Consider the following 25,301-nt stretch of genomic DNA (forward strand, 5'->3'; position numbering starts at 1 on the left):
TGAGGGAGTTATCCACAAGACCGCGGCTGTCCACGGAAACCCGGCGTGCTCTTCTGCCCAACCCGCCAGCGCCGTACCGTGATTCACGCGAGGCGCAGCCGTCGGGTCCCGACGACGCGTGGCGCATCGGCGTGAATGAGGGGGATTCACATGTCGGGGGAAACTGCGGAGCTCGGAGCCACGGGGTTGCGGCGCGACGCGATCGGATTGCGCGAGGTCCTGTTCCAGAGCATCACGGCGATGGCGCCGGCCGCGGCAGTCGCGGCGTCCATTCCGTCGGGCGCGGCGTTCGCGGGCGGGAGCCTGCCGCTGTCGGTGCTGATCGCATTGGTGGCCTGCCTGTTCACGGCGTCGTGTGTCGCCGAGCTGGCGCGGGAGCTGCCGGCCGCGGGCTCGGTGTCCACGTACGTGGCACAGGGGCTGCATCCCGCCATCGGCTTCCTCGTGGGCTGGGGCTATGTGTTCGTCGAGGCGTTGATCCCGGCTCTGCTCCTGCTGCAACTGGGCTTCACCACGGCGGGCACGCTGCATCAGGAGTGGTCCTCCTATCCGGCGGACCTGTGGTGGCCGTGGGCGCTCGCGGGTGCCGCGGTCATAGCTGTCTCCGGGTATTTGGGGGTGCGTGCCTCGGCGCGGTTCGGCACGGTCCTCGGTGTCTTCGAGGTGCTCGTCCTGCTGGTGTTCGCCATCTGGCTGATCGGCAAGGCGGGCGGGGACAACACGCTGTCGGTGTTCGGGACGTCGCACACCGCCGAGGGCTATGGGGGCGTCAGCGGCGTGTTCGCCGGGTCGGTCTACACGGTGCTCGCGTTCGCCGGGTTCGAGGCCGCGGCCCCGCTGGCCGAGGAGACGCGGGACCCACGCCGCACGATGCACCGCGCGGTGCTGGGCTCGGCCCTCGCCATCGGCCTGTTCTACGTGCTCACCACCTACGCCATGAGCGTGTACTACGGCCCGGACCGCTTCGAGGAGTTCGGCGCGTCCGGTGCCGCCTCCTGGGAGGGTGTGGCCCGGGCGTCGTTCGGAGTGTTCTGGGTGCTGGTGTTCCTGGCCGTGGTGAACTCGGCCATCGCCAACGCCAACGCGTGTGCCAACGTCTTCACCCGGACCGCGTTCGCCCTCGCCCGCATCCGCGTCCTGCCCCGCTTCCTGGCGATACTGCACCCCAAGTACCGCTCGCCCGTCGCCGGTATCGCCGTGCAGGGCGTCGTCGCGGTCGGAGCCGCGCTGGGGCTGGGGTTCGCCTACGATCCCGTCACGGCGTTCCTGCTGCTGGCCACGGTCATCGTCACGGTCGTGATCGGCGTGTACATCATGGTGAACCTCGCCTGTGCCGGTTACTTCCTGCGCCGCAGGCGTGAGGCGCTCAAGCCCGTGCGGCATCTGCTTCTGCCCCTCCTGGGCATCATCGCGTTCGTGCCCGCGCTACTCACCGCGGCGGGGCTGCCCGTCTTCGACTTCGTCTCCGAGCTGACCGCGCCCGTGTCGTACGCGGGGTCGGTGGTCGGGGTGTGGATGGTGACCGGGGTCGTGGTGCTGGTCGTGCTGATGCGGCGCCATCCCGGGCGCATAGCCGAGACCGCCCGTGTCCATCTCGACGACCCCTCCCCCACCGGCCTTCCGCAGAACGGAGCAGTGCAGCCATGAGCGACCCCCGGATCCTGACGGTGCGACCCGAACCCGGCGAGTACGCCTGGACGTTCGGCGGCGCACCGCCCGTGGCGCGCATCGCGCCCGGCACGGTCCTCGACCTGTACACCGAGGACTGCTTCGCCGGACGGGTGCGGTCGGAGAAGGACCTGGTGTCCGAGGTGTGCGAGTTCCCGTACCTCAACCCGCAGACGGGGCCCTTCCACATCGAGGGCGCGGAGCCCGGTGACACGGTCGCAGTGCACTTCGTGTCGATCGAACCGGCCCGGGACTGGGCGGCGTCGACCACGGTTCCGTTGTTCGGCGCACTCACCTCGACGCACACCACGGCCACGCTCCAGCCGCCCCTGCCGGAGACCGTCTGGATCTGGCAGCTCGACCGGGACCGACGTACGGCGTTGTTCCGGGCCCACGACAGTGACATCGAGGCCGAGCTGCCCATGGACCCGATGCACGGCACCGTCGGGGTGGCTCCCGCCAATCTGGAGGTGCGCTCGGCGCTTGTGCCCGACGCACACGGCGGGAACATGGACACGCCGGAGATGCGGGCGGGCGTCACCTGCTACCTCGGGGTGAACGTCGAGGGCGCGCTGCTCAGCCTCGGCGACGGGCACGCCCGGCAGGGAGAGGGCGAGACCTGTGGGGTCGCGGTCGAGTGCGCGATGAACACCGTGGTGATCGTCGAGCTGCTCAAGGGACTCGCCACACCGTGGCCGCGCATCGAGTCGGACACGCACATCATCTCGACGGGCTCGGCACGGCCGTTGGAGGACGCGTTCCGGATATCCCAGCTCGACCTGGTGCAGTGGCTCGTGCGCGACTACGGGTTCAGTGAGCTGGACGCGTACCAGTTCGCGACCCAGGCCGTCGAGTCACCGCTGGCCAACGTGTGCGACACCAACTACACGTGCGTGGCCAAGATCCGCAAACAGTGGCTGCCGGCGGGCGAGACTCACCGCGGTGTGCACGCGCGGCTGCGGGAGACGGCAGCAACGCTGCGCTGAGCGCCGGCGTCCGGCGTCCGGCGTCCGGCGTCCGGCGTCCGGCGTCCGGCGTCCGGCGTCCGGCGTCCGGCCCGACGATCAATCACCCAACGCTGAAAGGCAATCCCCTCTTGGAACGCGCAACACCACGCCTCACCCGACGGCGGATCCTGCAAGGCACCGCCCTCGCCGCCGTCCCGTACGCCCTGCTCCCCGAATGGCGGGCCGGAGCCCATGTCCCGGGGCCGGACTACCCGCTCGCCGAGTGGCAGCCGGCGAGCACCGCCAACTACACGGTGGCGAACCGTCCTACGTCCCATCCCGTCGATCGCGTGATCATCCACGTGACACAGACCGGCTACCCCAAGACCCTGTTCGTCTTCGAAAACCCCAAGAAGCAGGTGTCCGCCCACTACGTCGTCCGGTCGGCCGACGGGCACACCACCCAGTGCGTTCGCGAGGCCGACATCGCCTGGCACGCCGGGGACTGGGACCACAACATGCGCAGCATCGGCATCGAGCACGAGGGCTGGGTCGACCAGCCCGAGTACTTCACCGACGTCCTGTACGAGACGTCCGCCCGCCTCACGGCGGTGATCTGCGCCAGGTACGGCATACCCAAGGACCGGGAGCACATCATCGGGCACCACGAGGTGCCCGGCACCGACCACACCGATCCCGGTCCGCACTGGGACTGGACGCGCTACATACGCCTGGTCAACGCCGCCTGAGGGCTCGCACATCTGCGCCCATGCGCCCGTCGTTCGGGTGCCCCTCGTCGAAAAGGTTGTCCGCGCGCGTACCCGGAGTGACGATGTCCCCAGCCGCATTGCTTTCCGGGGAGGCGAGTTGACCGATCCGTGGGTGGCTCTCGAACCGGGGGCCGACCCTGCCGAGCGCGTACGCGCGCTGCGCCGCGCGCATGAGACGTTCACCGAGGTGGGCACCGTGCCGAAGCCGGTGCGTGCCGTGGTGGCCGACTCGTGGCGGCGCTCCGCTCGGGCCGGTGTCGGTCCGGACGGCACGGCGTGCGTGGAACTCGCGGACGGCGATCTCGGCGCCTATCGCGCGGAGCATCCGCTGGCACGGGTGATGCCGCTGTTCCGGGAGCTGCTGGGCACGTTCGCCGCCGACGGGGAGCATCTGCTCGCGGTGTGCGACGAGCACGGCAGGCTGCTGTGGGTGGAGGGCGATGCGACGACCCGGCGCAGGGCAGGGCACATGAACTTCGTGCCGGGTGCGCGGTGGGCGGAGAGCGCGGTCGGGACGAACGCGCCGGGTACGGCGGTCGCCGTGGACCGGCCAGTGCAGGTGTTCGCGGCCGAGCACTTCATCCGCCAGGTGCAGCCCTGGACCTGTGCGGCGGCGCCGGTGCACGATCCGCGGACCGGGCGGGTGCTCGGCGCGGTGGACATCACCGGCGGTGACGGGCTCGCGCATCCGCACAGTCTGGGGTTCGTGCAGGCGGTGGCGCGTGCCGCGGAGTCCCATCTGGCGCTGCTCGCTCCGCAGTTGCCCGCCGCGGACAGACCAGAGCTGTCGGCGCTGGGCCGCGACGAGGCGACGCTGCGCGTCGGTGGCCGCCGCGTCCGGCTCAGTCGCCGGCACAGCGAGATCCTGGTACTCCTGGCCCGCCACCCGGAGGGGCTGACGGGTGACGAGTTGCTGTGCGCGTTGTATGAGGACGAGTCGGTCACGCCCGTGACCCTGCGGGCGGAACTGGCTCGGCTGCGCCGGATACTCGGGCCCGGCCTGCTCGCCTCGCGGCCGTACCGGCTCACGGTTCCGGTCGAGTCGGATGTGTCGGTCGTCGAGCGCCGCCTGGAGACGGGCGCGATCACGGCCGCGGCTGCGATGTACGCGGGGCCGCTGCTGCCCGGCTCCCAGGCACCCGCGGTGGTGCGACTCAGGCGGCTGCTCGCCGACGGCCTGCGCACGGCGCTGATCGCCCGCCGCGACCCCGACCTGTTGGCCGACTGGGCGCACGCCCCGTGGGGCGAGGACGACCTCGACATATGGCGGGCGCTCGCTGTCGTGCGTCCGACGTCGGCGGTGCGGTCGCGGCTGGCCGCGCTGGAGTCCGAACTCACGGCACCGCCCGCCTGGGAGCGCCGCCCGATACGCTGACCGATCCACCGGCACTCATGGAACCCCCGGCGCACGCAACGTACTTGCAACCTCGCCGTTCCTAGCCTCGCGCGGAGAGCTGCCCAACGGCGGGCAGCGCTTTTTCGGGAGGCAGAGCAGTATGACCCGTTACGCGGCGCCCGGCACCGAGGGTGCGATCGTCTCCTACCAGGCGCGCTACGACCACTTCATCGGCGGTGAGTACGTGCCGCCGATCCGGGGGCAGTACTTCGAGAACCCGACGCCGGTGAATGGGCAGCCGTTCACCGAGATCGCGCGGGGCACGGCGGAGGACGTGGAGCGGGCGTTGGACGCGGCGCACGCGGCCGCCCCGGCGTGGGGCCGGACGTCAGTGACCGAGCGCGGCGACGTCCTGCTGAAGATCGCCGACCGGATGGAGGCGAACCTGGAGAAGCTGGCCGTCGCCGAGAGCTGGGAGAACGGCAAGCCGGTACGGGAGACGCTGGCGGCGGACATTCCGCTGGCCATCGACCACTTCCGCTACTTCGCGGGCGCGATCAGGGCGCAGGAGGGGTCACTCGGCGAGCTCGACGACGACACGGTGGCGTACCACTTCCATGAGCCGTTGGGCGTGGTCGCGCAGATCATCCCGTGGAACTTCCCGATCCTCATGGCGACGTGGAAACTCGCTCCGGCGCTGGCGGCGGGCAACGCGGTCGTGCTCAAGCCGGCCGAGCAGACCCCGGCGTCCATCCACTACTGGCTGAGTCTGGTCGCCGATCTGCTTCCGCCAGGCGTGCTCAACATCGTGAACGGCTTCGGTGTGGAGGCGGGCAAGCCGCTGGCATCCAGCCCCCGGGTGGCCAAAGTGGCGTTCACCGGTGAGACGACGACCGGCCGGCTGATCATGCAGTACGCCTCCGAGAACATCACCCCGGTCACCCTCGAACTCGGCGGCAAGTCCCCGAACATCTTCTTCGACGACGTCTGGGCGGCGAACGACGACTTCCGGGACAAGGCGCTCGAGGGGTTCACGATGTTCGCGCTCAACCAGGGCGAAGTGTGCACGTGCCCATCCCGGGCGCTGGTCCAGCGGGGCCACTACGCCGAGTTCATGGAGGCGGCGACTGCCCGGACCGAGCAGATCAAGACCGGCCACCCGCTCGACACGGACACGATGATCGGCGCCCAGGCCTCCAACGACCAGTTGGAGAAGATCCTCTCCTACCTCGACATCGGCCGGCAGGAAGGCGCCCGGATTCTCACGGGTGGCGAACGCATTGAGCACGACGGCGAGTTGAAGGGCGGCTACTACGTCCAGCCGACCATCTTCGAGGGCGACAACCGCATGCGGATCTTCCAGGAGGAGATCTTCGGGCCGGTCGTCTCGGTGACGTCCTTCGACGACTTCGACGACGCCATCAAGATCGCCAACGACACGCTGTACGGCCTCGGGGCGGGCGTGTGGACGCGGGACATCAACACCGCGTACCGCGCGGGCCGCGCGATCCAGGCGGGCCGCGTGTGGACGAACTGCTACCACGCGTACCCGGCACACGCGGCGTTCGGCGGCTACAAGGGATCGGGCATCGGCCGTGAGACGCACAAGATGATGCTGGAGCACTACCAGCAGACCAAGAACCTTCTTGTTTCATACGGTCCGAAGAAGCTTGGGTTCTTCTAGAGCGTGAAGTCGGTTGCCTGGAGGCAGCGTTGCACTCCAGGCAACCCGACACGGTAACCCGAACATCAAGACGTCTAGTGGGCGCGCACCCACCCCGAACCAACTGGAGCGCTGGGGTGCCGCCTGCGATCACGGGGACGGCTCATCGCGGCTGCTGCCCTCTGACGAGCGCAGTGGGCAGTGACGCGTCGAGGATCAGATCACGCGGCAGCGCCAGTTCGAAGCGCTGCTCCAGAACGGCGAGCGAGGCACGGTGCGCCGTGTCCCTCTCCCCCTCCTCCGGGATTCCGGCCGCGACGATGTCAGCGCGGATGAGGTCGGCGCCGGGGCCGGTGATCTCCTGCGACCAGGTGTGCATGTACATATCGAAGCCGCACACATACTGGTCATCCTGGAAGTAGGCGAATGCGGGTGGCGGGACCTTCGGGTTCTGCTTCTCGTAGTAAAGCTCGAAGACGTGGACCCCGTCTCGGGATGTCCCGTCGTGGTGCGCGGGCCCGAGGACGGACGGCCAGTAGCCGTAGGCAATGGCGAAGCCCAGGCCGGCGTGGTCGCCGTAGCGGACGGCGATGCTGTCGGCGTCGCCGCGCTCCGCGTCGAGTCCGTCGATGAGCGCTTCGGCCTGCGGCCCGGTGGTGGCCTGGACCGGTACGGGGCCGCCGGGAGCGGCGAGGCGGGCGGCGAGCTGTTCGCCGGTCAGACCCCGGGCCAGCTTGATGTAGTAGCCGAGCCAGGAGATGTCCCCGTCGGCTATCCATGTGATCCCGCCGGAACTCACTGCGTGTCTCCGTTCTCCGGTGTGGCGCGGCCCGGGACCGGCCCGTTCTTCGCCTTCGAGCACCCGCCGTTCGGCTTCGCCCTCGTCGTCGGTGTCGCCGTGGCGGCAGTGCTCCACCTCCTGTTGCGGGGGCGCTGACCCGCATACCGCTCAACTTCGATGGCACGCGCTCAGGGTTCTCGACAGCCGCCCATTTTCTCAGCCCAGAACTGTAACCGGGGCAGAGTAAACCCCGTCGACCACCGCGCAACCGCGCCAGTCCCGGTACGCAGAGACCCTCGCCGGATCAAGCCGACGGGGGTCCACATCGATCACACCTGTCGCGCGGGCGTCACCAACAGCGTGGACTCTCCTGAACCATAAGTCCCTGACCAGGCCAAACGCTCCCGACTTGGACCACGTGGACGCCAGAAGACGGTTCCGACTACCTGTGCCCGTCAGGCGCCCTTCGCGGCGCCCGCTGATCTCACCGCCGACTCCCCGCCTGCGGCGATCGATGAGGGTCGGTGCGTACGTGCGCTCGCACCCCTTGCAGGCCGAACAGGATGAGAAGCTCAACCACGCCGCCGTCGGCGCTGCCCAGCCAGTGGGGCAAGGACGTGTCGAACTCGGCTGCCTCACCCGGCGGCAGCGTCAGGTCGCGCTCGCCGATCACGAGCCGCAGGCGTCCGCCCAGCACGTAGAGCCATTCGAAGCCTTCGTGTGTCTGCGGGGTCGGTTCGAGTGGTTCCGGCGGGCCGGGAAGGTCATCTTGAACGCGTGCACCCCGCCCGGTCGCCGGGACAGGGGCACGAACGTCATCCCGAACCGCAGAATCGGCTTGAGGTGTATCCGGGGGTCGCCATGGCGCGGGGCGCCCACGAGGTCGTCCAACGGGACGTCATAGGTACGGGCCAGCGGCAGCAGCAATTCCAGGCTCGGCCGACGCTGCCCGCTCTCCAGCCGGGACAGAGTGCTCTCCGACACGCCAGTCGTCGCCGCGAGGTCGGCGAGGGTGATGCCGCGCGCACGACGCAGCGCACGAAGGCGCGGCCCCACCGCGCCGAGCACTTCGTCGTCCGTCTTGCGTTCCATCAGGCCACCTTGCCGAAACCGCAAGATTTCGTGCCAGGTCGTGGGGTGCCTGGCAAGACTCTGTGCATACCGACGCAGGGAGCCTTGATGAGCACCAGGATCCCGGCACCTGCAACCCCGAGCCCGCGGTAAGTCGCCGCGGGTATCGACCTGAAGGGAGACCACGGTGCCCAGCACCACGCGCCGCAAGCGCCGCCGCGACACCCCGCCGCCCCGGACCGGAAGCAGCGAGACCGAGGTCCTGCGCGGGTTCCTCAACTACCTCCGGACCTCGATCGCTGCGAAGGTCGAGGGCGCCGGCGAACCGCAGGTGCGAACAGCGGCAGTGCCGTCAGGCACGAACCTGCTCGGCCTGCTCAACCACCTGACTTTCGTGGAGCGCGCGATGTTCCTCGGGGACGACATCACCGACTGGCAGGCGACATTCCAAGCCGCACCGGCGGACAGCGTGGCCGATGTCGTCGCTCGCTATCGGGACGCGGTCAAGCGCGCGGACGACGTTCTCGACGGGTGCCCCGATCTCGGCGCGCCGGTTCCCCGACCGCAGCCGGACCGCCCCGCTCCCAGCACCCGTTGGGCACTCACCCACATGATCGAGGAGACCGGCCGGCACGCGGGCCACGCGGACATCCTCCGCGAACTCATCGACGGCGCGACCGGTCGCTGACCACCATCGCCAGGACGGGAATACATGGCCGGCCACAGACCTGGTACGGCTGGTGGCCGATCATGCCGGAACTCGCCAGGCACCACACCGTCTACGCCGTCGACCTTCCCGGACTGGGTGACAGCACCGGCTCACCGACCGGCTACGCCAATGCCACCCTGGCACGGTACGTGCACACGCTGATCGCCGATCGGCTCGGGGTGGGTGACGCCCGTGTCATCGGGCACGACCTCGGCGCCACAGTGGCATTCCAGTACGCCGGTCAATTCCCCGTCGACCGCGTCCTCTTGGCCGGGGACGCCACCCCCCTCCACTCACAGGAGCCCTTCACCATGCACGAATACGACGTCACAGTGGCCACCACTGCCTCGCCGGAAGTCGTCTGGAAGCTGCTGGTCGACGCCTCAAGTTGGCCGCTGTGGTCCAAGGTGGACAGTCTGGACACGGCACGGTCGGTCGACCTCGACCCCGGCGGCGACGACGGTGTCGGTGCCGTCCGGGCGTTCCGGACGGGACGCACCGTGACCGGAGAGCGGCTGACGGAGAAGGTCGAGCAACGCCTCTTGGCCTACAAAGACGCATTCAATTCGTCGATGCACAACTATCACGCGCGCATCGAGCTGCAGCCGACAGCGAGCTCCGGCACGGTCATCCACTGGTACGGCACGTACGAGACGAGCCGGCTATTGGGCTGGGTCATGCCGCGCTTCCTGCAGAAGTTCATGCAGGGCATGGCGGAAGGGCTGGCCCACTACGCCGAGGAGTGCAAGCCGGCCCGGTGAGTGATGCGTACGCCGCAGCGAGCATTCGGCCTGGGCCCGCCCGAGCATCGCGGGCGGATCGGCACCCAACGGCGACCTCTCGACCCCTCAGATGCCGGGCTGGACTAGCACAACTCCCGCTCCACAAAGCCCCGGAAGCTCCCCGCCGGCCGTCCGGTGACGCGCTGGACGGAGTCGGTGACCCGGTCCTCCGCTCCCTGGGCGATGGCCCGGTCCATGTCCGCCAGCATCGCGGCGAATTCTTCGGGCATCAGCGCGGCCAGTCGGTCGCGCATCTCCTCGTAGGACAGCGGTCGGTGGGTCACCGGTCGGCCGGTGGCCTCGGTGATGACCGTGGCGATGTCGTCGTAGCTGAGGGCCTCGGGTCCCGTGAGCACGAGATCGGTGTTGGGGGCGTGGACGTCGGTCAGGGCATGGGCAGCCACGGCTGCGATGTCCTCGGCGTCGACGAAGCCGACGCGGCCGTTCCCGGTGGCCGTGCGGATGATGCCGTCGGTCCGGATGCCTGCGGCGTGCACGTGTTCGCCGGTGAAGTTCTGCATGAACCAGGACGGCCGCAGCACCGCCCACTCGTCGAAGATGCCCGGCAGTGCCTGGTGCACCAGCCCCACGGCCGGCCCGCCCTCCGGGATGGCGGAGGCGCTGAGCAGCACGGCGCGCCCCACGCCGGCGGCCCGGGCCCGGCGCAGGAAGGGCAGGACGACCGCCGCGGGGTCGGGGTCGCCGACGGGTGGGATCACGTAGACGCGGTCGACGCCGTCGAGGGCTGCGGCGTGGGTGTCGGGGCCGTACCAGTCGAAGCGGACGGGGTCGGCTCCGGCCACAGGCGAGGCCTTGCGGCTGGCCGCCTTGACCGCGTGACCGGCGGCCGCCAGATGGGCGGCGGTGCGGCTGCCGGTCGTCCCGGTCGCACCAATCACGAGCGCGGTGCCGATGACAGAGGTTGCGCCGGTGGACGTCATCGGCTGCTCCCGGTGAAGTCGATGCCGGGTTCGAGGACGGCGAGCGGGTTCCAGTAGTCACGGTAGGAGGTGAAACGGCCCTCCTCGACGGTGACGACGGCGATGTACCGCATGTCGAAGGGGCGGTCGGTCTCCACCTGCCTGCCGATGCCGCGCATCTCGACCACGATGGTCTGCGGGTCGGAGGTCCGGTGGATCCTCAGGTCGGCCTCGGGGAAGTCGTGGAGGTCGATGTGGTCGGGGTACGGGCGCATGTAGTCGGCGATCGCCTCCCTCCCCTCCAGCCGTGCGGGCCAGCCGGGAGGTGCGAACGGGAACTCCATGACCCCGTCCTCGGCCCACAGGCCGATCCAGCTGGGGATGTCCTTGTCGAGCAGGAGTCGCAGGCTGTAGCGGTACAGATCCGCGGCAGGGAGCGATACGGGTACGGACATGGGTATCCTCCGTCTCGTAGAATGCGGACCCTGGGTCCGCTTCGATTTCAACGATACGGACTCGGGGTCCGTTTTTCAATCGGTGGAATGGGAGAGACCGCGTGCCCGAGCCCGAGCGCAGAGCCCGCAAGGACGCCGCCCGCAACCGGCAGGCCGTTCTGGAGGCCGCCGACGGCCTTTTCGCCGGCTCCGAGAGCCCGGAAGACCTCACCATGGCCGACATCGCGGCCGCGGCGGGGGTCGGCAAGGGGACCGTCTTCCGTGCCTTCGGCGACCGCGCCGGGCTGCTCCGCGCGCTGTACGCGGACCGGCTCGAGCCGGTCCGCGAGGCCGTGGAAGTGGGCCCGCCGCCCCTCGGGCCCACCACCGCGCCGCAGGAGCGAGTGCCCGCTCTGCTCGACACCCTCCTGTGCTTCAAGCTCGACAACCGCCGCCTCGTGCTGGCCTTGGAGGAGAGCGGGAGTACCAGCCCGTACCAGGCGGAGCACTACGGACTCTGGCACGGCCTGCTCCGGTCCGTGCTGGAGCAGATCCCCGGACTGACGGACCCCGACTTCACCGCCCACGCCCTGCTCGCCGCCATCCGGGCCGACCTCGTCGAGCGCCTGGCCGGCCAGGATGGCGTATCGCGCGAGCGGCTACGGGCCCAACTGGCCACCTACGCCCGCAAGGTCGTGACCTCTCACCCGGATCCCTCCGGCCGGAGCTGATCGGCCCAGGGACAGCCGAGGGACACACGCAGGCATCGAGTTCCGCCCCGTCGGCATCGAATTCCGCCGCGTCCTCAGCCCAGATGCTCGAAGATCTTGTCCCAGAACTTGGAGTCATCCACGTACCAATCCGCAATCGTCATGCACTCACGGAGATCGGTGACGGCGGCCGCACGTGCGGCGGCGTCGTCCGATTCCAGCGCGTTGCGCGACTCGGCGATCAGCCCGAGGAGTAGCGCCAGCTCGGGGAGAGAACCGGCGGCGTATCCCTGCCATCCGGCACCGTGGTCCCAGCCGTTGAGGTCGTAGTGTGTGAGGTCGCCGTCCGCCGCGTCGAGCATCAGGTGCTGGTCGTACCAAGTGGCGATGGTGAAGCAGAAGTCCTTGGGCGGTGAGTCGTCGTCGGGATAGCGCCTCCCGTAGAGTTCGTCGGCATCGAAGGGTTCCCACCCGTCCTCGTCCCGCAGGTGCCTCGTATCGATCCCTACGTGGTCCAGGTGGACGACGGGAAAGCCGACCGTGAGCAGGAACTCCCTCGATTCGGTGTGGGTGAGCTCGGCCGGCAGAGCGGCCTCGTCCGGTCGCCATAGCGAGCCTTCGCCGAACCGTTCTTCCAGCCAAACCGCGTCAGGCTTCGGCGGAATGTCGTCGCTCTTCACCGCGTGGCCCCCATGAGTTGCGTGTCGTACAGTCACTGAGGGCTCAGTCGATCGCACGGCCGGTGGGCGCGAGCGCGGTGGGTGATGTACGGCCTCGACCACAGCCCGATGGACCACCCGGACGCTCGTCCGGGGCGGCCGGAACGCCCGGTACCGCGGCGCAAGGGCCTGCCACGGCATCCCAGGCACTCACAAAGCCGCAGGTCAACAGGGCAGGGATGGTTCCAGGGTCACAGAACCGGCACAAGTGGTTGCGGCGGCTCCTGTGACCGGTGATGCTCTCGGTGTCGTAGCGACCGGGGCGGACTGACCATCCGCCATCCAAGGAAGCACTGGCACCGATCCACGCACCACACACACCACGTACCAGGCACCACGCAGCATGCGCCGGGCAGGCGGGCACCGGAACCGCCCGTAGAATTCTGGCGACCACATCGGGGGAGAGCCGGCATGGAAACGATCATTGTCCAGCCGCCCGGTCCGGCGCGGCCGGACGACGTCGGCGCGGGCAAGCCCGAACTGCTGCACATGGGACCGGGCGACGTGGCCGACTTCGGGCGCGGGCTGCCCGGCGGAGGCGGTGTCGCCATCGTCCTGCCCGACCCCGGGATCTCCCGGCGTGCGGGGCGGCTCGAGGCGGCCGAGGACTACTGGCGGCTGTCGAACTTCAGTCGTGACACCGCGTATGTGGTGGAGAACCTGGAGGGTGCCGGCGAGTACATCACCGTCGCGCCCGGGCGGCTCGGAGCGCCGGTGCCGTTCGAGTTCTCCCGGGTCGTCCTGCCCGCGCTGAACGGGACCGCCGACTTCAAGGTGTTCGCCCCGCAGCACGCCTATCTGGACGAGCGGTCCGCGCCCGGTGCTGGGGAGCAGACCGTGCATCCCTACGCGCTCGACGTGACGGCCAAGTACTTCCTGGTTCTGGTGGCGCTGTGCGAGCCGCGGCTGCGCGACCTGTCGGACAGCGCGTTGCCCGGTGCCGGGGACATCGCGGAGCGGCTGCGTCCGCTGGAGAGCTGCCGTGATCTGACCCGCTCAGCCGTGAACTACCACATCGACTACCTGGCCTTCGCGAAGCTGCGCCTGGACCTCGGCGAGGAGCCGGGAGCCGACGGCAACGGCCGTACCGGCGCCAAACGCACCCGGCTCGCCTCCCTCGCCCTGCGCTTCGGCCTGGTGCGGGAGGAGCATCTCGCCCTGCTGCCGTCCCGCAAGCGGACCCTGACGCAAGGGACCGTTTCCCAGGGAAGCGTTTCCCAGGGGACCGCGTCCCGGGGGACCGTCCGTGAGGGGACCGGCGCGTGACCTCGTCAGGCGCCGAGGAGGGCGCCCTCGGAACACCGCGCCTGCCCGCGGGTTTCCGCGTCGAGGGCTGGGAGTTGGGTGCGGTCATCGGGTCCGGCGGGTGGGGCACCGTGTACGAGGCCCGCTCGGTCGCCGACGGCGCGACCGCGGCGGTTAAGGTGCTGCCGACCGGCGCCCTGGCACCCGGCCAGCGTGCCGCACTCGGCGAACTCGTCGCGCGCGAGGTGCGGTTCAGCGCCGAGGCGGACCATCCGCACCTCGTCCGGACCCGCGCCGTGTGCACCGTCGACGCTCCGGACCTGCCCGCGCTGGACGGCGCGATCGCGCTCGTCATGGACCGCGCCGAGGCCAGTCTGCACCAGACGCTGGACTCGGCCGAGACCGGCAGGCCGGTACCGGAAGCCGTGCGGATCCTGCGCGGTGTCGCCGCCGGGCTGGCCCATATGCACGGCGCCGGCTGGGTGCACGGCGACCTCAAACCCGCCAATGTGCTGCTCGGCACGGACGGCGAGGTCTGGCTCGCCGACTTCGGTCTCGCCACCGAACTCGACGGCACCCACGCCCACTTGCCGCCGCTCGGCACCCTCGACCACCTGCCGCCCGAGTGGTGGTCCCAGCGCACCGGAGCGGACGGGACGGTGGTGCGGCCGACCGCCGACATCTGGGCCTTCGGCGTCCTCGCCCACCAGGTGCTCACCGGTGGCCTCCACCCGTTCCCCGGCGCCACCGCTCGCGCCCGCTCGCTCGCCGCCCAGGCCTACGCCCGCGGCACCACGCCGCTGCGACTCGACGCCGGGCTCGACGAGGGCTGGCGCCGGATCATCGGGGACTGCCTGGCACCGGACCACGCGACGCGGCTCCCCCACAGCGCCGCGAGCCTCGTGACCCGGATCGAAGAGCTCTCCGGCACGCGTGGCCGACGCCGGCCGCTGCCGATCGCCGCGTTGTCGTTCCTCGGGGTCGCGGCCGCCGCCGCCATCGGGTTCGCGCTGCTCGGGGGCGGCGACGGCGGTGACGACTCGGGGCGCGACACTCCCGCCACCGCCACCATCACCGCCACGCCCATCGCGGCCCCGGGAGAGATCCCGGAGGACTCCGACGTACCCGAGGACCTGCGCCCCGTCCTCGTCAACGCCGCCCGGCGCTGCACCGACGAAGAGGTCACCCCCGTGTTCCTCGCCGCGATGGTGAAGGCGGAGAGCGGGTTCGACCCGAACGCGGCCCGCCCGGAGGCCGAGGAGTACGGCATCGCCATGTGGACGCCGTCGGTGTTCCGGGCCTGGGCGGTGGACGGTGACGGCGACGGGGACAAGGACTACCGGTCGCCGGCGGACGCGATCTCCACGATGAGCCTGTACGTGTGCTGGCTCGACCAGCAGTTCAAAAAGGCCCACCTGCCCGCCGAGGACCTCCCCGCGCTGATCGCGGCCGGCTGGCGCACGAGCGATCGCACCGTCATCGAGGAGCGCGGAGTCCCCCAGCGCGTCAAGCCGCACGTCGACAAGGTGCTCCGCTACCTCGCCGCCTACGAGCGGTGAGGAAGCGGCTCGCAGGCGGTCACCGGCCCGGCGTTCAGCAGTCCTTCACATCCGGCAGCCGGTTGTCGGGCGAGCTGATGTAGATGTTGGAGATCCAGCCGCCGTACTGAGGCAGATAGGCCCACCAGTCGTTGGAGTACGGCGGCACCTCGACCTTCTGCCCCCTCGCCTGGCATCCCACCAACACCTCGACACCCGCCGGGAGTTGGGTGATCGGCGCTTTCCCCGTGGAGGCATCGGGGCGGACGTTCACATGGTTGCTCCACGTGCCGTACCACCACCCCGCGGGCCGTGCCGCCCCCGGAACGTTCAGCGAGCGGGTCAGCCGGCCGATGTCCGTGTACGCCTTCCCGTACGACGTACCGACGGGATGCAGCGTGAAGACGGCGACGACGAACCGGTCACCGGCGCCCACCGTCCCGGTGCTGTGCAGTGCGGGCCGGGTCAGGTCCACGTCCGCCGCGGCGGCCGGAGCCAGAGCCGGAGCCGAAGCCGGAGCCAGAGCCAGAGCCGCGGAACGCGACGCGCTCGCCGCGCCCGTCGAGCCGCACGTGCCCTCCTCGTACGAGCCCGACCAGCCCTGCTTCACCGCCCACGGCTTCTCGAACGCCCCGGCGACGCCGAAGTGCTGATCGAAGTGGTCCGAGGCGCAGCGCGTGGACTGGCGCAGGTTACCCATGACGAAGTCGCGTACCGGGCCCGGCGCCGAGTCCAGGAGGTAGCGGTAGATCTTCACCGTGTCGCGGGCGGAGAGCGAGGTATAGCCCCAGTAGCCCTCGTAGCCGGCGGGCGGTGGAGTCGTGTCGCTCAGGCCGAGACGGCCGGCCATACGGGTGATGATCGCCGACCCGCCGTTCACCTCCCAGTAGTGGGAGGCCGCGTCGTCGTTGCTGCTGCGCAGCATCGGCTCCAACAGGGCCCGGTCGGCGGCGGGCACGGCGTAGTCGGGGCCCCGGTTCCACAGGAAGTCCAGCGCCAGCAGCAGTTTGACGACGGAGGCGGACCGGAAGCGGGCGCTCGTGTTGAGCTGCTCGGTGAAGGTGCCGGTCTGCCGGTCGAAGACGGCGGCCGAGGCGGTGACGCCGTCGGGCACTTGGACGGACGCGGCGGCCTTCGACGGACGCGCGGCCGGGGTGTCGGCGGCGGCGGACCCTGCCACGCCGCCGACCAGCAGCAGTGCGGCGGCGACAGCGAGAAGACGGCGCCTCACCAGTATTCCCTGAGCCGGTATTCCCCGAGCCGGTATTCCCTGAGGTGGATCGAGTTGATCGGCGCGAGGTTGAGGTCTGCGCATGGTGATGCCTTTCGCGGGTGCGCGGTCGGAGCGGGCAGGGAACGCGGGGAACGCGGGGTCTACCACCAGTCGGAGCAGTGGACCCGGCCGTCGGAGATCAGCGAGCCGCAGACCCGGAACTGGTACTGCGGGTCGGTGCTGGTGCGCCGGAACGGCGTGGTCAGGCTCTGTCCGGCCGAGCGGACGGTGAAGGGCCCGCACTGAAGCCAGGGCGACACGGCGTGATCGTGGTCCCAGCCGTCCGCACGCCAGTCCATCCAGACGTTGTCGCCGGGCCGGGTCTCGCCGCTGATCTTGCCGAAGGCGATCTGCTGGCCGACGTAGGCGCCCTTTTCGAGCGTGAAACGGGCGTTGCCGAGGTTGAAGCTGCGCGGCTTGTCGGTGTCACCCTCGGCGTTGTCGGGGTGGTCGCGGAAGCCGCGTGCGCCGCCCTCGCAGTCGGCAGCCGAAGCCTGTGCGGGCTGCGCGGGCTGGGTGAGTACGACGCCGGTGGCGACCGCACACAAGGCGGCGGCCGTCGCGAGCGTGGAGCGGAGCGGGCGCATGAATGCGTCTCTTCCTGTCTGTGGAGGGTGCCCCGAGGTGCAGCCGGGGCCGGGAAGACAACCCGAACCCTAGAAAGAGGGCCGCTGCCTGCGCTCCTGACAATTGTCAGGGTGACGGCCGCGGCCGTGTCGGCGCGGCGCTCCGCATGCGCCCGCCCGTCGTCGGCCGCACCCTGGTCCCATGGCCAGCGCGCATCCGATCGTCGTATACCCCCTCGCCGAGGACGGTGGGCGACGGGTCCGCGTCGACGACCGGTTCCTGGGCATGGCGTACGGGCTGCTCGACGTGGTCGAGTTCCTGCGCCTGGCGGGCTTGGACGACGTCGACGACGACTGGGTGCGCCAGTCCGGGCTGATCGAGTGGCGCGGCAGCGGGCCGGACGGCTGGCAGCGGTGACGAGGACCGAATCAGCCCCGCCAGGTCGGTGAGCCCTCGCCGAGACTCTGGCGTGCGACCACCGCGACGCGTTGGTCATTGCATCGGGCCAGGGGCTCGTGATCGGGCTGCGGCCATGACTGATGAGCGCGCAGAGCCAGGCTCACCAAGGTCATCAGGAGGTCGAAGTCGGCCACCACCTCCAGGCGCAGCGTCACCCAGTGCGAGCCGGGGACCATTCGGACCGCGGTCGCGGCCCCGAGGTGCTCCTCGAACCGCCGGATGACCCGCGCCGTGAGGCAGAGGTCGAGGTTCCGGTCGGAATGGAAGTGGGCGATCTCGCCGTGGGCTGCGGCCAGTGCCCGGCCGGTTCCGCAGCTCGGTTCGACCTCGGTGAGGTCGGGCCAGGTCGCCAATTGCGCGAAGGCTCGCGCGGCCAACGTCATGCGCCCATCATGAACCCCTCACCGCACGGCCACCAGGAGGTGAGGATCCCTTAACCCTCCCGAAAGCGTGATTGTCCGGATCCCGCTTCGACACCGGGGCGGGCGAACTCGGCGGGTGTATGGCCGTACCGGCTCTTGAAGGCCCGGACGAGGAATTCGAGCCGGGCCCCTTCCAGCCGGCTGCCGCGAATGTATCCGGCGACGGTCGCCTCGAACACCCGGTGGAAGGTCCGTACCGAGACGGTGAGTTCGCGGGCCGTCATCGACGGGGAGTTCACGGGCGTGACAGGGCCCCTCGGGGACCTTGCGCCACGGCAGCGGCGACGGCCCGTTCCGCGCTCGCGGTCAGCAGCGCGTCGTCCCGGTCGGCGCCTGCCCAGGCGACATGGCCGTCGGGACGGATCAGGGCGGCGCGCACCTCATTCCAGGCGGCTGGGGGGTGGTCGAGTGGTCCAGTGTGGAGGGCGAGGCCCGGCGAGGTGCGGTCGCCGAGGGCGCCGTCGGCCGAGAGGTCCAGCAGGAGGTGGGCGTCGGTGCGGAGCAGGGCGAACAGGCCCTTGTCCGTGCCGGTGAAGGCGAGGTCGGGGGCGCGGGTGCCGGTGAGCGGGTGGGCCGCCGGGTCCGGGGCGGGATAGCGGACGGCGAGTGCGGTGAGCCGTTCGGCGAGCGCGCGGTTGAACGCCGGCTGGGCGGCGATCATGCCGCTGAGCACGGCTCGCAGGTCGAGGCCCTCAGGCGTGAAGGTGGACATCAGGGCGGTCTGGGCGCGGCTGTGCTCGATCAACTGGGCGCCGACCGGATGCCGTTCGGCGTGGTAGGTGTCCAACAGGCCCTCCGGGGCCCGCCCGTTCAACGTCGCGGCCAGCTTCCAGCCGAGGTTGTGCGCGTCCTGGATGCCGACGTTCATGCCGACTCCCCCGGTGGGAAAGTGCTGGTGGGCGGCGTCTCCGGCGAGCAGCACGCGGCCGCGCCGGTACTCGGCGGCGAGGCGGGTGGCGTTGCCGAAGCGGGAGAGCCACGACGGGTCGCGCATGCCGAGGTCGTCGCCCGCGATGGCGACGGTCTTGCGACGCAGCTCGTCCAGCGTGAGGTCACCGGGCCACTCCGTGGTGACACTGTCGGGGCTGACCCCGACGACTCGGAACCGCCCGCCGGGCAGCGGCGCGACCATCACACCGCCGTGGTGCGTGAAGGAACTGAAGGCATTGCGCGGCGGGTTGTCGAGGGTGACGTCGCCGAGCCAGCCGAGGACGGTCGAGGGTGTGCCGGGGAAGTCGATACCGGCGGCGGTGCGCACGGTACTGCCGACGCCGTCGCAGCCGACGAGGTACGCCCCCTCGATCTCGTACGTCCCCTCCGGACCCGTCACCTGAACGGTCACCGACCGCCCGGTCTCGGTGAACCCGGTGACCCGCTGCCCGCGCACGATCGTGGCGCCGAGGCGGAGCGCGTGCTCCTGCAGCAGTTCCTCGGTGCGGGCCTGCGGCAGGAAGAGGGTGTACGGGAACGGGGTGTCCAGGCCCCGGAAGTCGAGCCGGTCGTCGAGCATGGCGAAGTGGCCGAAGGGGATCGTCAGGCCCTCGGCCAGGAACGGCCCGTGGATCCCGCGTGAGGCCAGGACCTCGATGGTGCGGGGGTGGATGGTGAGCGCCTTGGAGCGCTCGTCGATCTCCGTGCGCTCCTCGACGACGGTGACGGAGATCCCGCCCAGCCGCAGCTCTGCGGCGAGCCACAGCCCGACGGGGCCTCCTCCGGCGATGACGACGTGCCTGTCTTCCATGAACGCCTCCAACTTCCCACTCCTCACAGTCCTGGCCCGCAGCCTTGGTCAGTGACCAAGAGCTCCTGCCCGCAGTAAACTAGGTCAATGACCAAGAGGCAAACGGCCGACCGTCTCGAACCGGCCACCGTGATCCGCGCGGCACTGGAACTGCTCGACGAGAAGGGCCTGGACGCGCTGTCCACGCGGGCGGTCGCCGACCGGCTCGGCGTACGGATGAACACCGTGCTGTGGCACGTGAAGACGAAGGCCAGGATGCTGGAGCTGATGGCGGACGCGGTCGTCGGCGAGATCCCGCTCGACGGCCTTCCGGACTCACCCGGCCCGCGCGCCCGCGAAGTGGTCCGCCGCTACCGCCGCGCCCTGCTGGCGCACCGCGACGGCGCCGCGCTCGTCGTCGGCACCTACGCCGCCGAACCGCACACCCTGCGCCTTGCGGAAACCCTTGTCGCGGCGCTACTGGAGGGCGACCTGTCCGAGCGTGAGGCCGCCTGGACCACGTGGACGCTGATCTACTTCACCCTCGGCCTCGCCCAGGAGGAACAGGCGGCCGCGCAGCAGCCCTCGGTCGACCGCCTGGCGGACGCGGTCTCCTCGACGGCTCACCCCGCCCTGCACCGGGTCCTCGGCCACCTCGCCTCCGAATCCTTCGACGAGCGCTTCGAGTTCGGCCTGAACTCGATCCTGGCCGGTCGGTGAGCTGGGGACGCTGGTCGGCGTCCCTGCCGATGTTCAGCGGGCTGACCGAAGCGACCCTTTCGCGGCGGCAGCCAACGCACCGGTGAGTGGCGACGATCGCAGCTGAAGGTCCGTACCAACAAACCCGCGCACACCCCTTTCCCCCTCCCCACGGCCATGCCATGCTCGCGACCAGCTCGCACGCTCATCTGAACGCCGTTCATATACATGAAGATCTCGACATGGGAGGACGGACATGAGTGCACAACCCCGACCGGTCGTCCTGCTGGTGGCCCTGGCCGCGTTCACGGCGGGCGCCGTCCCCGCCGCCACGGCCCGGACGCAGGCGCCGGACCCGCCTCGCGTCCCGCACACCGCCGTCCTGGACGGTGCCCGGCTCCAGCAGACGAAGATCCGCCTCGATCGCGGCGACGCCCAACTCCGGCAAGCGGTAGGGGCGTTGAAGACCCGCGCCGACAAATGGCTGAACCAGGGGCCGTGGACCGTCGTCGACAAACCCCGGCCGGCCCCCGGCGGCGACGTCCACGACTACCTCAGTCAGGCCCCCTACTGGTGGCCCACCAAGGCCCCGACCGCGGACAACCCCTGGGGCTGCCCGTATGTGCAACGCGACGGCGAGCGCAACCCCGAGGTCGACTCCGGCACCGACCGCCAGGACGTCGAGAAGACCTTCGACTCCGCCTACGACCTCTCCCTCGCCTGGTACTACACCGGCGACAAGCGGTACGCCGAGAAGGCCGGGCAGGTGCTACGCACCTGGTTCCTCGATCCGGCCACGAGGATGAACCCGAACCTGAACCACGCCCAGTTCATCCCATGCAAGTACGACGGCCGCGCCATCGGCATCATCGACTTCTCGCAGTCGTACACCAGCGTCCTCGACGCGCTCGCCCTGCTGGAGACCGGCGCCCCGGGCTGGACGGCGAAGGACCGTACCTCCATGGCCAAGTGGAACACCGATTTCCGCGACTGGCTCAAGAACAGCGACTTCGGCAAGCAGGAGGCAGCCGCCACCAACAACCACGGCACCTTCTACGACATGCAGCTCGCCGCCCTCGCCTACGCGACCGGCGACCGGGACCTGGCCCGCCGCACGGTCCTGGATGCCCGGCACAAGCGCATCGCGCCGCAGATCGCGTCCGACGGAAGCCAGCCCCAGGAGCTGACCCGGACCAGGAGCTGGCACTACTCGACGTTCGATCTGGTCGCCTACACCCGGCTCGCGGCCATCGGCCGGAATGTCGGCGTGAACCTGTGGGCCTACGAAGGGCCGGACGGGCAGAGCCTGTTCAAGGCGGTGGACTATCTGCTGCCCGCCGCGACGGGCGCCGCCGCCTGGCCGCATCCGGAGCTGGAATTCCGGCGCTACGCGGCGACCGACGTCGTCCACGCGGCCGCCGACGCCGGAGACACGCAGGCGGGGCGGGCCGTACCACTGCTGGAAGAGCCGCCGGGCGGTGACCTGTGGGTCCTGCGCCCGGCGGCGGAACAGCTGGACTCGATCGCGGGCTGACCAGTGGCGTCCGGGCGATCAGACCGTGGACAGGTCGATCGCCCGGTCCACGTCCTGCGGCCGGAGCACGCGCAGGATGCCCTCCAGCAGGTAGTAGTCGGCATACGGCAGGGAGATCTCGACGCCGTCCTCGCTCGGCCGGTTGCGCGTGCACCGGGCGACGACCGCGTCCGCGCGGGCCGAGTTCCTCGTCAGACAGGTCTCGGCCAGCGCGGTGAGCAGCCGCAGGGCCACCTCGCGGTAGGACTGCCGGCCGGTGGCCGCGGCCAGGTCGAGCAGGCCGCACGCCATGATCGCGCCGGCCGACGCGTCCTTGATGTCGTACGGCTGTTGCGGAGCGCCGTAGTCCCACACGGGGACGTGGTCCGGGGTCAGCGCCCCCACCGCGAAGTCCGCGAGCTTGCGAGCCGTGGCGAGGAAATCGGCGTTCCCGGTGCGCCGGTACATGGTGGTGAACCCGTACAGCCCCCACGCCTGTCCGCGCGACCAGCACGAGGTGGAGCTGTACCCCTGCACGGTGCCCGGGCCGATCGGGGCGCCGCTCGCCGGGTCGAAGTCGTACACATGCGGGGTCGACCCGTCCGGGCGCAGGAAGACCCGCTGGGCGGTCCTGGCGTGCGCCACGGCGATGTCCAGGTACTTCGCGTCGCCGGTCTGGCTGCTCGCGAAGGCCAGCAGGTCGAGGTTCATCATCGTGTCGATGATGACCCGGCCGGCGTTTCTCTCGTCGTTCAGGGCGCCCCACGCCCTGATGAAGCGTCCGCGCGGGTTGTACCGCTGGATCAGGGAGTCGGCCGCCCGCAGGGCACCCGTCCGCCAGGCGTCGTCACCCGTCAGCCGCCAGGCGGTGACCCACGACGGGTAGAAGAGGAATCCGAGGTCGTGCGTACCGGTGTCGTACTGGCGAGGGGCCAGCTTCTGCGCCGAGACGAGCGCCCCGGCGCGGAAGGAGTCGTCCCCGCTGTGCAGCCAGGCCATCCACAGGGTGCCGGGCCAGAAACCGCCGACCCAGTCGCCGTTCTGCGAGTAGGTCCACTTCTCGAACTTCGTGCCCACCGGGAAGGCGGTCACGGTCGGTGCGACCGCGTGGAGCTTGTCGACGGCGTAGTCGGCCGCCGCGCGCAGCTTGAGCAGGGTCGGGGCCGGTGCCCTGCCGGCGGTCACGTCCGCGGCCGCGTCCGGTGCCGAGGCGACACCCATCGCCGCGGCACCGGCAGCCGTGGCCAGCACAGTACGCCGGGAAACACTCATGCTCGTCCCTCCAACTGGTCAACGGGATAACGGAGTTGACCGAGCCTTGCACGGGAGACTCGACGCTGTACACCCACATGTGCATTGTTCATAAGTGTGAACGCAGTGAATGTCGCGAGTACGGCGAGTGCGGCCGCGGTCGCGGTCAGCGGTGACAGGTGGTGATTCCCGGACGCCACGCGCAGGCGATCGCGGCGAAGCCGCCGTTCGCGACGATGTCCACCCCGAGGGTGTCACCGCCCCGCAGCACCCTCCGCTCCCGCACGAGCCCGTCGACGCCGTCCTCGATCGTCTCGACCAGCCACCGCCCCGGTCCGATGGTCAGCGGTACCTCGGCGGTTCGTGCGGCTCCGGCGTACACGCCGCCGATGAACCAGCGGTCCCCGCTGCGCCGGGCGAGCACGGCTTCCTCACCGGGCCGCCCGTCGAGCAGCCGGGTGTCGTCCCAGGCCGCCGGGACCTGGTCGAAGTAGGCGCGGGCGAGCGGCCGTTCGTCGTACGACTCGGGCGTGCCGGCGAACATCTGCAGGCCCGATTCGTAGGCGACGGTGAGCCCGACCTCGGCCGCGTCCGAGTTGGGGCGCAGCCCGACGCGCTGGAAGGCGCCGGGGGTGAAGTCCATGGAGCCGATGACGTTGCGGGTGAAGGGCAGGGTGGTCAGATGGGCGGCGGTATTGGTGCGCTTCTCCTCTCCGGCGACGCCCTCCAGGGTCATGACCTGCGGCCAGGTGCGCTGGATGCCCTTGGGGATCGTGGAGCCGTGGAAGTCCACCAGGAGGTGGTGGGCGGCCGTCTCCGCGAGGATGCTGTCGTACCACCGGAGCATGGGCTGCGCCTCGGAGTTCATGAAGTCGATCTTGACTCCCTTGACGCCCCACCGCTCCAGAGTGGGCAGCCAACTCGCGCGTTCCTCGGGAGTGTCGAGGTCGCGCTGGTGGATCCAGACGATGATGCCGACGCCCTTGGATCGTCCGTACTCGACGAGTTCGGGCATCCAGCTGTTGGTCTGCCAGTCGGGATCGGTGGTGTCCCACGCGTCGCTCTTGAAGTACCAGCCCGCGTCGACGGCCTCGTACGGCCAGTTCCGCTCGGCCGCGTAGTCGACGTAGGCCTTCTGCGCCGTGAGGCTCTGGCCTGCCGGGCGGCCGCCGGCGAGCCAGGTCCACAGCACGGTGCCGGGCCTGATCCAGGAGGCGTCGGGGACCTTGGAGGCGGGGGCCAGGTCGTCGGTGAAGGTGGACCGGGTGACGGTGGCGAGGTCGCCGGTGACCATCGCCCGCCAGGGGGTGGCGAGGGGGCCGTCGGTGTCGATCCGGTCGTCGGCGAGCTTGATGCGGTAGGTGCCGGTGCCCTGGTCGTGGGCGAGCCGGGCACCGGAGTAGCCGCCACTCAGGTCGGACTCGGCGAGCAGGGTGTAGCCGCCGTCGGTCTCGAACAGCGCCTGGTCCGAGTACTCGCCGGTGGGTGCCGTGGCGGCGGTGTACCGCACGAACTGGCCCTCGTTGTCGACCCGGTAGGTGCCGAGCCATGCGGCGGCGCCCGGCGGCAGGTTGAACGCGGACGTCTCGCCGAGCACGTCTCCGTATCCGCCCGGCAGGACGTAGCGGTAGGCGACGCCGTCGGCACTGGCGCGGACGACGAGGTCGAGCCGGGCGCCCGTGGAAGTGGCGAAGGACAGGCGCGTCTCGTTCATCCGGACCCGGCGGTCCAGCCGTTTCCCGGACTTCGCCCGGTATCTCTCGTCGACGAGCCGGTCCCTGCGGTGCAGGAAGCGCAAGTCCTTGGAGAGGTCGGCCTGTTCGGTGACGATGCCGACGGGCGACGGTTCGACGACCGTACGGCCGTCTCGGGTCACCGCCAGGCTTACCGTGCCGGTCGAGGCGTCCAGGGCTATCCGCGCTCGTGGTTCGTGCGCGGCGCCGCGGCCGGGGCCGGACACCGTCCAGATGTGCTCGCGTTGGTCGGCCCGTGCGGGCCCGGTCGTGAGAAGTGTGGCCACCAGCCCGGCGCAGAGCGCGGCGACCGCGGCCCTGAGGGGAACCGCCATGTGAACCCTCCTTGTGGTGCGTGCGGTCCGACAGTG

The 25,301-nt window shown here is 70.3% G+C and carries 25 protein-coding genes and 1 pseudogene; 14 read left to right on the top strand and 12 right to left on the bottom strand.

Going from position 1 to position 25,301, the window contains the following annotated elements; all coding sequences use genetic code 11:
* The first annotated feature begins 150 nt into the window (after positions 1 to 150).
* The 5 genes from OG254_RS07235 to OG254_RS07255 all read left to right on the top strand — a co-directional run bounded on the left by OG254_RS07235 (position 151) and on the right by OG254_RS07255 (position 6,405).
* A complete protein-coding gene (locus OG254_RS07235; RefSeq protein WP_405578527.1) occupies positions 151 to 1,647 on the top strand; it encodes an APC family permease in 1,497 nt (498 codons plus the stop codon).
* Positions 1,644 to 2,654, top strand: a complete 1,011-nt coding sequence (locus tag OG254_RS07240; protein ID WP_405578529.1) for an acetamidase/formamidase family protein — start codon at positions 1,644 to 1,646, stop codon at positions 2,652 to 2,654. Before OG254_RS07235 ends, OG254_RS07240 begins: the two co-directional genes overlap by 4 nt.
* 110 nt (positions 2,655 to 2,764) lie before the next feature.
* Positions 2,765 to 3,364, top strand: coding sequence for an N-acetylmuramoyl-L-alanine amidase (locus tag OG254_RS07245; protein WP_405578531.1), 600 nt, complete (start codon positions 2,765 to 2,767; stop codon positions 3,362 to 3,364).
* A gap of 118 nt (positions 3,365 to 3,482) precedes the next feature.
* The gene (locus OG254_RS07250; RefSeq protein ID WP_405578534.1) at positions 3,483 to 4,760 is read left to right on the top strand and encodes a GAF domain-containing protein; all 1,278 of its coding nucleotides are present in this window, start codon (positions 3,483 to 3,485) and stop codon (positions 4,758 to 4,760) included.
* A gap of 121 nt (positions 4,761 to 4,881) precedes the next feature.
* On the top strand, positions 4,882 to 6,405 hold the full coding sequence (locus OG254_RS07255; protein ID WP_351194194.1) for an aldehyde dehydrogenase family protein: 1,524 nt from the start codon (positions 4,882 to 4,884) through the stop codon (positions 6,403 to 6,405).
* Between the two features lie 142 nt (positions 6,406 to 6,547).
* Here the strand turns inward: OG254_RS07255 and OG254_RS07260 are convergent, their stop codons facing one another.
* Positions 6,548 to 7,183, bottom strand: coding sequence for a hypothetical protein (locus tag OG254_RS07260; RefSeq protein WP_405578538.1), 636 nt, complete (start codon positions 7,181 to 7,183; stop codon positions 6,548 to 6,550).
* Between the two features lie 3 nt (positions 7,184 to 7,186).
* Here OG254_RS07260 and OG254_RS07265 point away from each other — a divergent pair, with 3 nt between their 5' ends.
* The gene (locus OG254_RS07265; RefSeq protein WP_405578541.1) at positions 7,187 to 7,321 is read left to right on the top strand and encodes a hypothetical protein; all 135 of its coding nucleotides are present in this window, start codon (positions 7,187 to 7,189) and stop codon (positions 7,319 to 7,321) included.
* A gap of 328 nt (positions 7,322 to 7,649) precedes the next feature.
* Here OG254_RS07265 and OG254_RS07270 read toward each other — a convergent pair.
* Positions 7,650 to 8,257: pseudogene (locus tag OG254_RS07270) on the bottom strand (XRE family transcriptional regulator).
* Between the two features lie 166 nt (positions 8,258 to 8,423).
* Between OG254_RS07270 and OG254_RS07275 the strand changes: the two are divergent.
* Both OG254_RS07275 and OG254_RS07280 read left to right on the top strand, forming a co-directional pair.
* The gene (locus tag OG254_RS07275; protein WP_405578543.1) at positions 8,424 to 8,924 is read left to right on the top strand and encodes a DinB family protein; all 501 of its coding nucleotides are present in this window, start codon (positions 8,424 to 8,426) and stop codon (positions 8,922 to 8,924) included.
* Positions 8,831 to 9,706 carry an alpha/beta fold hydrolase gene (locus OG254_RS07280; protein WP_405578546.1) on the top strand — a complete coding sequence of 292 codons (876 nt, stop codon included), beginning with the start codon at positions 8,831 to 8,833 and terminating at the stop codon, positions 9,704 to 9,706. Before OG254_RS07275 ends, OG254_RS07280 begins: the two co-directional genes overlap by 94 nt.
* Positions 9,707 to 9,810: 104 nt before the next feature.
* On the opposite strand, the gene OG254_RS07285 is transcribed toward OG254_RS07280, so the two are convergent.
* Positions 9,811 to 10,668 (bottom strand): NmrA family NAD(P)-binding protein, encoded by an 858-nt coding sequence (locus OG254_RS07285; RefSeq protein WP_405578549.1) that lies wholly within the window; start codon positions 10,666 to 10,668, stop codon positions 9,811 to 9,813.
* Positions 10,665 to 11,102: a nuclear transport factor 2 family protein gene (locus OG254_RS07290; protein WP_405578552.1), complete on the bottom strand. Its 438-nt coding sequence runs from the start codon at positions 11,100 to 11,102 to the stop codon at positions 10,665 to 10,667. The genes OG254_RS07285 and OG254_RS07290 overlap by 4 nt, the downstream gene beginning before the upstream one ends.
* Positions 11,103 to 11,203: 101 nt before the next feature.
* On the opposite strand from OG254_RS07290, the gene OG254_RS07295 reads away from it, so the two are divergent.
* Positions 11,204 to 11,812: a TetR/AcrR family transcriptional regulator gene (locus OG254_RS07295; protein WP_405578554.1), complete on the top strand. Its 609-nt coding sequence runs from the start codon at positions 11,204 to 11,206 to the stop codon at positions 11,810 to 11,812.
* 74 nt (positions 11,813 to 11,886) lie between these two features.
* Here OG254_RS07295 and OG254_RS07300 read toward each other — a convergent pair whose 3' ends face one another.
* Entirely contained in the window at positions 11,887 to 12,471 is a 585-nt protein-coding gene (locus tag OG254_RS07300; protein ID WP_405578557.1) for an SUKH-4 family immunity protein, read from the bottom strand.
* Between the two features lie 450 nt (positions 12,472 to 12,921).
* Here OG254_RS07300 and OG254_RS07305 point away from each other — a divergent pair, with 450 nt between their 5' ends.
* Both OG254_RS07305 and OG254_RS07310 read left to right on the top strand, forming a co-directional pair.
* Entirely contained in the window at positions 12,922 to 13,776 is an 855-nt protein-coding gene (locus OG254_RS07305; RefSeq protein ID WP_405578560.1) for a serine/threonine protein kinase, read from the top strand.
* The gene (locus tag OG254_RS07310) at positions 13,773 to 15,314 is read left to right on the top strand and encodes a serine/threonine-protein kinase (protein ID WP_405578562.1); all 1,542 of its coding nucleotides are present in this window, start codon (positions 13,773 to 13,775) and stop codon (positions 15,312 to 15,314) included. Before OG254_RS07305 ends, OG254_RS07310 begins: the two co-directional genes overlap by 4 nt.
* A gap of 34 nt (positions 15,315 to 15,348) precedes the next feature.
* Here the strand turns inward: OG254_RS07310 and OG254_RS07315 are convergent, their stop codons facing one another.
* Together OG254_RS07315 and OG254_RS07320 are read right to left on the bottom strand one after the other, a co-directional pair.
* Positions 15,349 to 16,524, bottom strand: coding sequence for a hypothetical protein (locus OG254_RS07315; protein WP_405578565.1), 1,176 nt, complete (start codon positions 16,522 to 16,524; stop codon positions 15,349 to 15,351).
* Positions 16,525 to 16,667: 143 nt separating this feature from the next.
* Entirely contained in the window at positions 16,668 to 17,153 is a 486-nt protein-coding gene (locus OG254_RS07320) for a hypothetical protein (RefSeq protein WP_405578568.1), read from the bottom strand.
* 181 nt (positions 17,154 to 17,334) lie between these two features.
* Here OG254_RS07320 and OG254_RS07325 point away from each other — a divergent pair, with 181 nt between their 5' ends.
* A complete protein-coding gene (locus OG254_RS07325; protein WP_405578570.1) occupies positions 17,335 to 17,550 on the top strand; it encodes a hypothetical protein in 216 nt (71 codons plus the stop codon).
* An 11-nt stretch (positions 17,551 to 17,561) separates the two neighbouring features.
* Here the strand turns inward: OG254_RS07325 and OG254_RS07330 are convergent, their stop codons facing one another.
* From OG254_RS07330 to OG254_RS07340, 3 genes are read right to left on the bottom strand one after another with little or no spacing between them, the layout of a single operon-like run.
* The gene (locus OG254_RS07330) at positions 17,562 to 17,975 is read right to left on the bottom strand and encodes a luciferase family protein (protein ID WP_351194181.1); all 414 of its coding nucleotides are present in this window, start codon (positions 17,973 to 17,975) and stop codon (positions 17,562 to 17,564) included.
* Between the two features lie 50 nt (positions 17,976 to 18,025).
* The gene (locus OG254_RS07335; RefSeq protein ID WP_405578573.1) at positions 18,026 to 18,253 is read right to left on the bottom strand and encodes a hypothetical protein; all 228 of its coding nucleotides are present in this window, start codon (positions 18,251 to 18,253) and stop codon (positions 18,026 to 18,028) included.
* Complete coding sequence (locus tag OG254_RS07340) at positions 18,250 to 19,755, bottom strand: FAD-dependent monooxygenase (protein WP_405578575.1); 1,506 nt, start codon at positions 19,753 to 19,755, stop codon at positions 18,250 to 18,252. The genes OG254_RS07335 and OG254_RS07340 overlap by 4 nt, the downstream gene beginning before the upstream one ends.
* A gap of 87 nt (positions 19,756 to 19,842) precedes the next feature.
* Here OG254_RS07340 and OG254_RS07345 point away from each other — a divergent pair, with 87 nt between their 5' ends.
* A complete protein-coding gene (locus tag OG254_RS07345) occupies positions 19,843 to 20,454 on the top strand; it encodes a TetR/AcrR family transcriptional regulator C-terminal domain-containing protein (RefSeq protein ID WP_405578578.1) in 612 nt (203 codons plus the stop codon).
* Positions 20,455 to 20,689: 235 nt separating this feature from the next.
* Complete coding sequence (locus OG254_RS07350; RefSeq protein WP_405578581.1) at positions 20,690 to 21,967, top strand: alginate lyase family protein; 1,278 nt, start codon at positions 20,690 to 20,692, stop codon at positions 21,965 to 21,967.
* 18 nt (positions 21,968 to 21,985) lie between these two features.
* Here the strand turns inward: OG254_RS07350 and OG254_RS07355 are convergent, their stop codons facing one another.
* Both OG254_RS07355 and OG254_RS07360 read right to left on the bottom strand, forming a co-directional pair.
* Entirely contained in the window at positions 21,986 to 23,218 is a 1,233-nt protein-coding gene (locus tag OG254_RS07355) for a glucuronyl hydrolase (RefSeq protein WP_405578584.1), read from the bottom strand.
* A 145-nt stretch (positions 23,219 to 23,363) separates the two neighbouring features.
* Positions 23,364 to 25,265 (bottom strand): glycoside hydrolase family 97 catalytic domain-containing protein, encoded by a 1,902-nt coding sequence (locus tag OG254_RS07360; protein ID WP_405578586.1) that lies wholly within the window; start codon positions 25,263 to 25,265, stop codon positions 23,364 to 23,366.
* Positions 25,266 to 25,301: the final 36 nt, after the last annotated feature.

Source organism: Streptomyces sp. NBC_01092 (genome assembly GCF_045039535.1).
In the GTDB taxonomy this organism is placed as follows: Bacteria; Actinomycetota; Actinomycetes; order Streptomycetales; family Streptomycetaceae; genus Streptomyces.

Coding starts and splice junctions, on each gene's coding strand:
- OG254_RS07235 (WP_405578527.1), top strand. CDS start 151: ATGTCGGGGGAAACTGCGGAGCTCGGAGCCACGGGGTTGCGGCGCGAC.
- OG254_RS07240 (WP_405578529.1), top strand. CDS start 1,644: ATGAGCGACCCCCGGATCCTGACGGTGCGACCCGAACCCGGCGAGTAC.
- OG254_RS07255 (WP_351194194.1), top strand. CDS start 4,882: ATGACCCGTTACGCGGCGCCCGGCACCGAGGGTGCGATCGTCTCCTAC.
- OG254_RS07285 (WP_405578549.1), bottom strand. CDS start 10,668: ATGACGTCCACCGGCGCAACCTCTGTCATCGGCACCGCGCTCGTGATT.
- OG254_RS07290 (WP_405578552.1), bottom strand. CDS start 11,102: ATGTCCGTACCCGTATCGCTCCCTGCCGCGGATCTGTACCGCTACAGC.
- OG254_RS07305 (WP_405578560.1), top strand. CDS start 12,922: ATGGAAACGATCATTGTCCAGCCGCCCGGTCCGGCGCGGCCGGACGAC.
- OG254_RS07320 (WP_405578568.1), bottom strand. CDS start 17,153: ATGCGCCCGCTCCGCTCCACGCTCGCGACGGCCGCCGCCTTGTGTGCG.
- OG254_RS07325 (WP_405578570.1), top strand. CDS start 17,335: ATGGCCAGCGCGCATCCGATCGTCGTATACCCCCTCGCCGAGGACGGT.
- OG254_RS07330 (WP_351194181.1), bottom strand. CDS start 17,975: ATGACGTTGGCCGCGCGAGCCTTCGCGCAATTGGCGACCTGGCCCGAC.
- OG254_RS07340 (WP_405578575.1), bottom strand. CDS start 19,755: ATGGAAGACAGGCACGTCGTCATCGCCGGAGGAGGCCCCGTCGGGCTG.
- OG254_RS07345 (WP_405578578.1), top strand. CDS start 19,843: ATGACCAAGAGGCAAACGGCCGACCGTCTCGAACCGGCCACCGTGATC.
- OG254_RS07350 (WP_405578581.1), top strand. CDS start 20,690: ATGAGTGCACAACCCCGACCGGTCGTCCTGCTGGTGGCCCTGGCCGCG.
- OG254_RS07355 (WP_405578584.1), bottom strand. CDS start 23,218: ATGAGTGTTTCCCGGCGTACTGTGCTGGCCACGGCTGCCGGTGCCGCG.
- OG254_RS07360 (WP_405578586.1), bottom strand. CDS start 25,265: ATGGCGGTTCCCCTCAGGGCCGCGGTCGCCGCGCTCTGCGCCGGGCTG.